The sequence below is a fragment of the Metallosphaera yellowstonensis MK1 genome (genome assembly GCF_000243315.1).
GTDB classification, from domain to species: Archaea; Thermoproteota; Thermoprotei_A; order Sulfolobales; family Sulfolobaceae; genus Metallosphaera; species Metallosphaera yellowstonensis.
On sequence record NZ_JH597761.1, the window covers coordinates 136,628 to 147,839 of the forward strand.

General features: G+C 31.4%; 7 protein-coding genes and 1 pseudogene. 2 read left to right on the forward strand and 6 right to left on the reverse strand.

Annotated features, from left to right (window positions below; translation table 11 throughout):
• Positions 1-519: 519 nt before the first annotated feature.
• Together METMK1DRAFT_RS19385 and METMK1DRAFT_RS01500 are read right to left on the reverse strand one after the other, a co-directional pair.
• Positions 520-645: a hypothetical protein gene (locus tag METMK1DRAFT_RS19385; protein ID WP_009070051.1), complete on the reverse strand. Its 126-nt coding sequence runs from the start codon at positions 643-645 to the stop codon at positions 520-522.
• Positions 646-862: 217 nt separating this feature from the next.
• A complete protein-coding gene (locus METMK1DRAFT_RS01500) occupies positions 863-2,650 on the reverse strand; it encodes a DNA/RNA helicase domain-containing protein (protein ID WP_009070053.1) in 1,788 nt (595 codons plus the stop codon).
• Between the two features lie 70 nt (positions 2,651-2,720).
• On the opposite strand from METMK1DRAFT_RS01500, the gene METMK1DRAFT_RS01505 reads away from it, so the two are divergent.
• Positions 2,721-2,963 carry a hypothetical protein gene (locus METMK1DRAFT_RS01505; RefSeq protein ID WP_009070057.1) on the forward strand — a complete coding sequence of 81 codons (243 nt, stop codon included), beginning with the start codon at positions 2,721-2,723 and terminating at the stop codon, positions 2,961-2,963.
• A gap of 151 nt (positions 2,964-3,114) precedes the next feature.
• Entirely contained in the window at positions 3,115-4,191 is a 1,077-nt protein-coding gene (locus METMK1DRAFT_RS01510) for a DNA adenine methylase (RefSeq protein ID WP_009070059.1), read from the forward strand.
• Here METMK1DRAFT_RS01510 and METMK1DRAFT_RS01515 read toward each other — a convergent pair.
• The 4 genes and pseudogenes from METMK1DRAFT_RS01515 to METMK1DRAFT_RS01530 form a co-directional block, all read right to left on the reverse strand.
• On the reverse strand, positions 4,188-6,305 hold the full coding sequence (locus tag METMK1DRAFT_RS01515) for a phospholipase D-like domain-containing protein (protein ID WP_245544583.1): 2,118 nt from the start codon (positions 6,303-6,305) through the stop codon (positions 4,188-4,190). The genes METMK1DRAFT_RS01510 and METMK1DRAFT_RS01515 overlap by 4 nt on opposite strands.
• Positions 6,295-9,177: a DEAD/DEAH box helicase gene (locus tag METMK1DRAFT_RS01520; RefSeq protein ID WP_009070063.1), complete on the reverse strand. Its 2,883-nt coding sequence runs from the start codon at positions 9,175-9,177 to the stop codon at positions 6,295-6,297. The genes METMK1DRAFT_RS01515 and METMK1DRAFT_RS01520 overlap by 11 nt, the downstream gene beginning before the upstream one ends.
• A gap of 5 nt (positions 9,178-9,182) precedes the next feature.
• Positions 9,183-10,241, reverse strand: a complete 1,059-nt coding sequence (locus METMK1DRAFT_RS01525) for a hypothetical protein (RefSeq protein ID WP_245544513.1) — start codon at positions 10,239-10,241, stop codon at positions 9,183-9,185.
• A 393-nt stretch (positions 10,242-10,634) separates the two neighbouring features.
• A pseudogene (locus METMK1DRAFT_RS01530) lies at positions 10,635-11,212 on the reverse strand (transposase); the annotation flags it as partial.

Genomic DNA, 11,212 nt, shown 5'->3' on the forward strand with positions numbered 1-11,212 from the left:
TTCTATATATTTTAAGCTTTATTTATTGATGATCGAAAAGTTTTAACTTATTGTCTCATTATAATATGACTAATCAACCTTGGAAACCATGAATCTATATATAGGATTGATAGTGCTATTGCAATAATATTAGCAAATCTATTCCTCCCAATACTGTTGCAACGAAACCTTAATAAGATATATCATACTGTTTAAGATTTATAAAAACTAATGCGGAAAGAATGTTGATTATGAAAATATCACGCTCTTTTCTAGTCTTTTTTAATATAGGATATCAATATGCCTAATTTAATGTTAAGTCTGATAACTTAGGTGAGATCATTATTACTACTCCCAAAATACAATATTTATCTTAAACTCTTGGAATATAGGCAATAGAAAATATTTTCTATTACATGATAACAGCAATAATTATTATATATTATTAAAAAATCTTGGAATTTTACAAATTTTAAGTATCGTGATTCTATATAAATTCAATAAAATTATATTATTAATAAATTAATTGAATAAAAATACTCATTGCTTATCGTTCTTTACGTCCTCGATTTCTTCGGGTTTTATCTCAGCGTCTTTAAGTACTTTATTCATTATATCCTCTGACGGAAAGACTATTATCATTCCTCTAATTTTCTTGACTATCATGCTATTTAACTTATTTGAAATTTGGAGTGAGTTATGTGCTTTGTGGATCTGTTCAATTTTTCTAAGAGACTACATTAAACTTACTTTTAATTCTACTACATATTTAGAATTTATACTGAAGAAGTGAGTTTAGAGCCTAAGAAAATTCAACTAGCCCACAAAGCAGTGAGTTATGTGAAAGTAAATATAGAAAAATCATTACTAGTCCTCTTACACCTTATTGAACTAAACCCTTTACAGCTTTAGCTGTTCCTATATCTTCAAAAAATACATATACCCCTCTTATACCCCTAGTCAGCATAATATAATATCTATTCTTAAGTAGCAATAGAGCTTTATCTCTTTTCTTAGGATTATTAGCTAACTTCTTTAGTGAAGACGACCCTCCCACGTAATCGGTTATAGGTCCAGGATTAACAATCCACTCTCCATTATGCCATATTAAGTCTCTTCCCCATACTACTCCTACATAATCCGCCTCAAAACCTTGTGAACCGTAAACTGAAGAACAATATTTTAGAGAATCTAGTTCTCCTTTCCAATATCTAGGATATTCGGTTTCCTCATCCATTAACCATTTTACCTTTATTTCATTACCTTCATATTTCATTCCCTTATATAAGTCAAAGCCCGATTGCAAAGGATAACCTATCCTTATATTCTTTGTACTTTCCCAACTAGTTTTGTTGTTATTATCACCCTCAGATTCTGTGAAGGAACATATAAGAGCAGTTTTCATTCCATGATTTTTCTCGTTCTTTAACTCATTGAACATATCAGTAATGTTATCAAATATCTTAAAGTCAAAATCACCAGACTTAGCTTTTTCTCCTTGTAATATCTTTCTTACAAATTCCAAATATTGTTTAGGCTCACGAAATGGTGAAGATAATTTATACTCACTTACGTTTTGCAAATACTTGAGTAAGTTTTCCCTAGTTCCGGCCTCATTACCTATAAGAACTTGAGAATCATCATAAAAATATACGTTTATCTTTCCTTTAGGAGAATTTCTAATTACATTGTCGGTCATTCTTTGAGCTTCGTCAAAGACTATTAAGTCTATATCAGTCTTACTCTCTTTACTCTTAATATGTTTAGAGAACCATTCATCAAACCCTTTTTCTCCTATTCCTATATTACGTCCAGTGGAGTAAAACATTACTAATGAGGAAAGTTCCCTACCCAAAGCTTGTCTTACAGCATTTATAAGTCTGTTATTTTTATAGGCTAAGATTGCGAAATAACCTCGGCTTAAAGCCTCCAAATATAAGGTAATTGCGAGCAAACTTTTCCCAGAACCGCTTTCACCTTGTATGATAAAGTTTTTCCTTTCGCCCTTAGCCAGAGAGTCTAAAACGTCTTTTAAAACTCGCATTTGTTCTTCCGTTAAGCCGTAGCCAGTAGATAAAAGAACTTTGCTTACGTCTTTTAATCGTTTTTCTTTTACTTTTTTAACAAGTTCTATGAAAGTGTGTTTAAGCATTAGCTTACTATCTACAATTTTTCTTGCGTCGTTCAGATCGCCAGAAGGTAAATTTTTGAGCTCATTCCTTAGTTCTTCTATAGTTCTAAGCGTTTTACATTCTTCAGACGAATAATCCCTAGTATTGTAAAGGAAAAGCAGGCCTTTAAACTTTAGATTAGAAGAATGGAAAAAGTTTAACTTATATACATAATTATTGAGTTGGTAACAAGGATCCAAGTGAAGTTCTCCGTCTGCCTCTACTACGTTATCTCCTAATTTCTTTACTGATCTCCAGCCCTTTGCCTCAACTACTACAGCCTTATCTTTATCTGCAAAAATAATGTCTGCTCTTTCTGTGAAAATAGGGTATTCTAGGATAATTGGATGAGGAACGTTCAATTCCTGTAAGAGATCCAATAGTTTCTTCCACGCATTTTCTTGCTGAATAGAAGGCTTCTCGTTGTAAGTTTCAATATACTCATTCACTAAATTATTGTAGGCTTCGTCTGTTGCCGCTTTGAGTATTACTGGGAGCACACTACTAGTCACCAAAATAAATTATAAACTTTCGCTCAACTCTCTCTCTTTTAACATTCTAGATGGCAGCATGGTAATCGAAATCCTATCTTGCATAGTTGAAACAACCAATTTCGATGTAATAACATATGAAGCTTTGAGAGGAAAATCAGGAGAAGTAAAGGCTAGTGAGAAGGAGCTATTAAAGAGAGGAATTACTAAGGAATATATTGAAGATTTCATAGATGATGTTGAACATGCTGAGGGAGCAATCTGTGGAGAAATAAAGAGACTAAATGTGTATCTTGAAATATTGGACATTATAGGACTCTAATAATACTATGAAGGAATTGGATTGAAATAGTACTTCTTATTTCATGATTGAGTATAAAAGTTTCCATTAGCATAAAAACTTAAAGCAGATAATATTTTTATGTACTATAAACAATAGTTAAGGTTTTATATTTGATATCATATATAGTCATATGTTAATGAGATATTGGGGCAGGAAACCGTTAGAGCTCATTGATAAAATAATGATTGATGTTCACGGTACCGTTATTGATCCATTTGGGGGTGGTGGTACAATAGTATTTTCAGCCTTAAGACATGATAATAAGGCTATATATTTAGATATTAATCCTTATGCATGGTTAGTAACTTTTGTTAACGTAGTAAGTATTGATCCGAAAGAGTTTGAGGAGAAAAGTAAAGAAGTTTTGGAAAACGTTTATTTAGAATCTGTATTTTCTCTTCATAATGATTATCTTTATTATCCTAATGGTAAATTTTTTTGGAAAAGAAGAAATGCTGATAGGATTACAGAGTTTTTCTCTAGAGAAAATTTCATAAAGCTATTTTCTATTTTAAAGAGTATTGACAAAGTTGAGAGTGAAACTGAGGTAAAAATAGCACTTTATGCTACATTTTGTTCTTCTCTTTTCACGTCTTCAAGAATGAAACGAAGAAACTCTGGTAGCTGGGGAGTACCTTCTTATTGGGTTCCAAAAGAACATGAAGAAGTGAATGCGGAAGAGGCTTTTAAAATGTCTGTTAAACGTTTTTCGTCTTATTTTAGGAGAAATAAAGGTTATGAATTAAACGTAGATGTTAAACTTTTAATAGGTAACGCATTAGCTTTTAATTACCCTGATCAGTCAATAGTTTTCACTGATCCACCGTATTTTGATGAAATACAATATATGGAATTATCCTTTTTCTATTGGGCCTGGTTAAGGGAAAGTAATTTCAAAAAAGTAATTCGAGAAGTTTTAGGCTATGAACCCGAATTTAGAATTAGTGATGAGATAATTGTTAATCCTAATAGAGGAGTTACGTTTGACAAATATATGGAAACGCTAAAGGCGTTCATCACAAAGGTTTCTAAAGTAAACTCTAAGTATCTTCTCTTTCATTATGATAATGACAAGCTAAGAGAAAAGGTTATTAAAATAGTCAAGGAAAATTGGACAAGGATAAAGGTTAATGATTTTGAAATAGTAAAACAAAGGAAAATTGGACCTAGAGGAGGTAAAAAATATTTGTTAGTTTCAAGTCCTTAAGTAGAATTGCTTTTATCTATTATTTCACTGAATTGATCTAAGAATTTTTTGACAGTATTCTCGTCTATACTTACTACTTCAGATTCTACGTTTTTTTGCAAACCGTTGATAGTAAAGTTTGCCGAACCGTGCATAGTTATAGAGTCATCTATTATCAACATCTTTGTATGCACAATTCCTTGAGAATCGGCCTTAAGTTTTATTACCTTAATTTGGTTATTTTCTGCCAATTGTATTGCGTCTTTATTTTTATCGTCGTCTAATGTCACTATCGTAATATCTAGGTCTCTGTAGGCTTTAATATTAGTGAGATCGTCTATTATATCTTTTCCTATCCAAGGTGAAACAATCTTGATGTTTTTTTGAGCCAGTCTTATTAAATCAATAAATATGTTATATAAGCCTTTAGTAATTATGAACTTTGCTTCTCCCATCCAATCCTTATATGTGCTCAAGAATTCACTTACTAACTCTCTACTTACAAGAAACGGCTGATCGTAAGGACCAAACATACAGCCTTTATCCATACCTACACAAGAATTGCAGCCATCCCAACATAGCGGTAAAGATGATACTACGTCTTTAAACGTTTGCCTAGTATTGGAATCTTTATTAATTTCCTTTCTTTTAACCTTTCCTACATAATTTCTTACAGCTAAGTGTAAAGGATGAGTGTATTGATATTGCGAACTCCATTCATTATAGACGTCATAAAGTATATCTAATATACTTTTATCTATTTTACTATTGAAATTATAAATGGTATTCTTCATGTTATTTAAGGAACTGTTGAATCTTTTTTCATGATTTGGAAAGTCTAAGGTTAATATGTCAGTTATAAGATTTAGTAAGTTTGTATCTCTCTTTCCTATCATATTAGCTATAGCCCTAATGTATCCTAGTCCTCCATAAACACTTTCAATAATATATACTGCTGATAAATTTGCGAGCTTATTATTGCCCATTAAGTTACGCAAAATAGGATGAGTTATAAAATATGTTATGTCATTAAGTACAGAAGATGATGGGGTAATAGGTATTATTATCTTGCTAATGATCATGTGAGCCAAAGTATGTAATAATATAAAGCTGCCAAATTCTGCAAGGTCTTCAATGTCACAATCATTTTTCTGCTGATTTCCTTTACGTAAATCGTCAAATTCTTTTTCAAATCTTTTCATGGCATTAAACCCTGCATTACTATTATTTAGATTGACGTAAAGCCTTTTTTTAGAACCGAAGTATATCTTCTTTTTAACGCAAAGCCATGCTCTTAGTTTAGAATTATTATCAAGCAAATATTTTATATAATCTCGTAAAGTATATATACTGAATTTAATTATTATTCCATTTAATTTTCTAAGTCTAAAGCCTATTCCTTCTTTATAGCTTACCCATAGAAAATCTTTATACATAAGGTCAGCATACTTTGAGTAAAAGATTGAAGCATCGGCAAAAGCATGTAATTTTATCGTATCGCTAAACTCTATCTTTCCTATTATTCTCTCAACGTTATTAATTTTAACGGTAATTAAAGAAATTATTTTTCCTTTTTTCCCTATTTCTCCTTCTTCTTCTGCGAATCTTACGATATGTGGAACAACAGTGTATAATCTCTCGTAAGAAACTGGTCCATAATAATATTTACAAGCATTTTTTCCTTCGAATGCCTCACATTTGTTCATTAATGGACATTGTCGTTTATCATTAAGGAGTACGAAGCCATATTTACAATAATATCCATGAATCAGAGAATCATAGTTAAAATTCATTAATTTAGGAAATATTGATATAACATCAGTCTTAGAAATTTTGTTTCTATTTTTCAAATTCATATCCTCGTATTTTATGCTGGTTTTATTGTTCTCGTTGAATAATGTTGCATTAATTGTTGAAGGTAATATAACCTTAAAGTTTTCTCTGCTATAGAAAAAGGGCGTGTAACTATCTACTATGCCGTTATTCCAATTTAGATTTCCAGGTGTTGAATTTAAATATGTTATAGGTACTAAAATTATTGCATATTTTCTCCTACCGAATAATTGTTTAAATGGCGTAAACGTATAAAGTGACTGAATTCCACTTTTTTGAGTTCCAGAAAATTCACTCATCATTATCACTCTCGTCTACGTCTACAAGTAGGTTAATATTTGGCGAAGGTGGGAGCATTAATAAACTAAAGAAAACATAATTTGCAAATATCTTATCTAAAAGTGTAAACACATCTACATGGTTTGATTGCGTAATTAATGTTTTATTAAAACTAGAGATAAATCCTATAAATCTTAAATACTTCTCATAACCTTGATCTAATGCAGCATTAATTATTTCAACTAAATCACTAGTTTTCTCAAGGGCTTTTTTAACGCTATCTTTTATATCCGATAGAAGATCACTTTTTTCTTTTTCATTGATAATATCTAGCAGATTATTTGAGGAATTGGATATTTTTATGTTATCTAATTTTTTATTAAAATTCTCAAGATTTTTCAATTTTATGTTTAAGTTTTGTATAAGAGATTTAAGGCTATTATTACTAGCTGTACCAGAATATAAGCTATCTTGAATTTCTTTTACTATTTCAAAGCTTTTATTTAATATATAAATAATTTCTTTCTTATCAAATATCTTGAGTTCATCAGTATTTTGTTCTTCTATAAAATTTGCCGCCTCTGATATAGAATTGAGAGTATTATTTATGTATTCGTCTATTTTCTGACTAATTTCCATATTATTATTTTTATTGTCAATAATAATTTCCATATCATTATTAAGCTGCATTAAAGTATCTTTTAAGGTCTGTTTTAGTTCTTCGTCTGAAAGGTCTAGGCATAGTTGCTTCTTCAATTCTTTCGTAGTATCTTCTGAAGCCAAGGCATTAATAGATTGAGAGATTAATTGCCTAGCTATATCTTTGCACTCATCATATTTATTTCCATCATCTACACAAGTACTAATACCTTTAACTGCCCATTTTAAAAGAATGTATGAAAAGATATGCTGTAGTGTAATTTCAATATTCATAGAATTAGTTGTAATGAAACGTAATTTTGAATTTAGGTTAGTTAATGTATTTCTGAGATCATCGTTATAGATATATAGTGACGCATAGGGTGTAGATTGTAATGTTAATATACCAGTAGCTATTCTGTAATTATTTTCGTTCCTTCCCGCTCTTCCTATTCTTTGAATAAAACTCTCTTTTGACAATGGCAATTTATGTTGAATTACTAATGCTACATCTCCTATATCGATACCTAACTCCAATGTAGATGTAGAAAATAGAAGTAATTTTGTTTTATCTTTCTTGAAGCTTTCTTCTATTTCTGATCTTTTTTCAGGAGACAAGAGAGAATAATGTTCATCTATTCCATTTTTTATATTCTCGGCGAAATTTCTCAGTTCGTCGTCGTCTCCACATATCTTGCTATAGGCTGCTAGGAAAGGCCAATAGTACTCGTCTTTACAACATAAATTTTTAGGATCTTTGTAACAAAGATGATCCCTTATTTCTCTACCTTGTCTTCCTCCTAGAATCGTATTCCAAAAATATTTGTAGAAAGTATCTACTCCCGACACGCTATCAGCAAAAAGTATACCTTTGCGATTGTACTCCTTAAGCCAAGTTAATGCCAACTGAGTTACCTCCTCAGTTAGTGTTTCAACTCCTCTTTCTATGTTAGGAAAAAGAAATTCGTATAATATTATTCTCTCCTTTTTATTTTCTAAATGCTGATTTTTATAATAATCTTCTAATGATAAAATTTCTGGTATGCAATTTTCATTCTCGCAGCAAGCTATTTTAGTTAGAAAATTTTTATAATCTGGAATAGTTGCAGATGAAAATATTATTTTATCAATATAATCTTTTTCTGTAAGATTCTTCAATGACTCAAGTAATCTTAAGATAAATTTCAAGTGTTGAGTATATATACCGTCGTAGGCATGAATTTCATCAAGCACGATATACCTAATGTTTTTAAAACTCTGTACTGTTTCTCTATTGAGAAGTCTCCTATAGAGTATCCATAAATTAGTAACTAAAATATTTGAGTACTCTTTATGGATATCTTCTCTAGTTGCAATAAGGTAATCGTATTTATGCCCACACTTTTTACATTCTATTTTTCTATTATTATATATGAGATCTCCTCCGCATTTTACACATTTTAGTCCTCTATACGCATCACCGTTCCTTATTTCATATGCCTTTGGTGTATCTCCATCTTCTAATGCAATTGTAACCATTTTATTATATTTTTTCAATTCATCGTTAATTATAGAAACATATTTAAGAAGTCTAAAGATTTGATCTTTTGCCAAAGCCTTTCTTGGATATATAAATACTACATTGATTGGTTCTTCTCCTCTAATTACGCTTTCTAACAAATATACAAGCCCAGGTAAAGTAAATGCTAATGTCTTTCCACTAGCAGTAGGAGCTACTAATGGTATATACTTATAATCAGTAGAGAGAATTTGCTCAATTATATACAATTGATAACTCGATATACTTTTTATTTTGGGATCATATTCGTTTAATATTCTCTTAATAATTTTCATTATAAGGATAACATCATCTTTGGATACTCGATCTCTGACTAATTTATCTTGAATAATTTTAAGTATTTCATTAAAACTATGCGCTTCAAAATCTGGAAATGGTTCTTCTTTTAACTCAATATCATATTCTAAAGCGTAAGGCGAATCGTTTTTATAAGCTCTTACATGAGCGGCCTTTGCTAGAAGAGTCATATGGGCTGTCCTATATTTACCACATAAATTTATAATCATTTTATTATTTATCAATCCTGTAAGTAATTGATTTCCATTATTTAAATTTAAATTTGATATAATATTATTTAACTCGTTGGCATCAAGAAAAGTTGTAGCAAAGTCTTTATTTTTCTTAAATTTATCAACCTCATACTTTAAAATCGCTTGATATAGTCTAATTTCATCTTCAGTAGGTATTTTGACAGCCATAATATCTACACCTTATTTAATAATCTTGAAGTATAAATTCTTTTTAGCTTTTGAATTATCTCTGTTATAGTTTTATATTCAATATTATAATCATTAATTATTTTAATTAATTCTTCTTTTTTATTAACTATATTTTTAGTATTATCTCTAAATAGATTCAAAAGTTTCTTTCTTTTAATCTCATCTTTTAAAATATTATTGACTAACAAAGTATATAATTGTTCATTCTCAAAAGCAATGGAAGTTAGTTCCGGATGCACAAATATTATATTATTTCTATTATCAACAACAAAAATCCTTATTTTAAAGTCGTTATAATTAAAAGAAAACATCTCTTCTATATCATTTCCAGATTGTATGTAAATATTCATTTTTATTGGCGAACTATTTACCTTTTGTATAAATTTAGAGAATTTTTCAATTATATTTTTGAATTCCTGAAAACTACATATTTTAAGAAAATCATCATTATCTAACTTAGTTACATATATACTTCTAAGTATCATTAGGATAATCCTTGATTTTATATCTAATTTATTATAATATCCTCCTTTTTCGTTATTATACTCTATAAGGAAGTTATTATTGCTTATTTTACATTTATCCTCTCCTGTTCTCTCTATAATAATCCTCTTAACTAATAGATACGTCAATAAATTTTTCTCTATGTTATTATCTAAATTAATATTTCTAAAATTTAAATTTATATCCAAGTATTTACCATTAGTATCTATACTAGCATAAGTATGATAAATTTTGAATATAGTTAGGTGTCTTTGTCTAACATATATGTAAATGTTTCCACGAAATATGTTATTCTCGTTAAATGGTAGACTCAAAGAAAATAGCCAATATGTACCATAAGTATCCAATAACTTATCATTAGATAAAACATTTCCGTTATGACTTTTATTGTAATCGCAAATACCACAAGAATGACATATTAAACTCTTGTCATATTTAACTATCTTATTAGAAAATTCTCTGAAAAAATCTTTGTGCTGTCCCCAATATTTATAAGTCATTATCCTATCCTGAGTTAAAACATATATTGGCAGAAACATACCCGTATTGAATACGTTCCCTTTCCAAAGAAAAATTCGTTTGACAGTGATTGGACCTACTAGATTACCTAAATTAAAAAAGTATACATGGGTACCACCGTAAGCATAGTCCCGAATGCTATTATATTGTTGCTCGTATTTATTGCAACCACGAAGAAGGAATTTTACGTGTTCCTCATGATCGGACTTATCCGCCATTTGAATCTCATTCTACTTTGTTATAATGTGGTATATAATTTTTCCTGAGTTAAAACATATATTGGCAGAAACATACCCGTATTGAATACGTTCCCTTTCCAAAGAAAAATTCGTTTGACAGTGATTGGAGGGCGATTCAGGGCTCCTTTGCGAATTGTAATATCTCTGTTGATTTGGACTTATTCAATGGAGGAATTATTGGATATATTTGACCATTTCACGAAGAAATAAGGAACCTTGTAATATTATTACAAGAGCGAGATAACAGGTCGAGAGGTTGTAGTTGAGGGCTATGGCCTGGGCGATCTGGAGTATCCTCCAGGGAGAGTGGCACTTCCCGAACCTCCTCCTCTCCAGGAGGGAGTTGAAGGACTCGGCCAGGTTGTTCGACCTGAGGAGGGGCCAGAGCTCCCTGGGGGCGAGGAGGTAGGAGGGGAGAGCCACGGGTGGGGACGGACTCGGCGAGGGAGAGGAGGAGGTCCAGCAAGACCCTCACCCTCCTGTCCACCCTCCGTTTGAGGTGGACCAGGCAGGTCTGCCTCGCGACCTTGATCCCGGAGCGGGAGATTGCCGTGTCTAGGGCCTTCACCCCGTCGGCTACGACCAGGGTGAGGTTGTACCTCCTCCACAGCCTCACCGGGAGGTCCCAGTAGCTCACGACGTCCTCCTCCCTGGTCGGGACCACGTCAAGCACGGCCCTCACACCGTGGTCAGTGAGTCCCAACGCGATTAAGAGGACCCCCCTCCTCCCTCCCCTCAACTTCACGTACTTC

Bases quoted from the DNA above. Each gene is read 5' to 3' on its own strand.
- METMK1DRAFT_RS01505 (WP_009070057.1), top strand. From the start codon at position 2,721: ATGGTAATCGAAATCCTATCTTGCATAGTTGAAACAACCAATTTCGAT.
- METMK1DRAFT_RS01510 (WP_009070059.1), top strand. From the start codon at position 3,115: ATGTTAATGAGATATTGGGGCAGGAAACCGTTAGAGCTCATTGATAAA.
- METMK1DRAFT_RS01525 (WP_245544513.1), bottom strand. From the start codon at position 10,241: ATGTTTCTGCCAATATATGTTTTAACTCAGGATAGGATAATGACTTAT.
- METMK1DRAFT_RS01515 (WP_245544583.1), bottom strand. From the start codon at position 6,305: ATGATGAGTGAATTTTCTGGAACTCAAAAAAGTGGAATTCAGTCACTT.
- METMK1DRAFT_RS01520 (WP_009070063.1), bottom strand. From the start codon at position 9,177: ATGGCTGTCAAAATACCTACTGAAGATGAAATTAGACTATATCAAGCG.
- METMK1DRAFT_RS19385 (WP_009070051.1), bottom strand. From the start codon at position 645: ATGATAGTCAAGAAAATTAGAGGAATGATAATAGTCTTTCCGTCAGAG.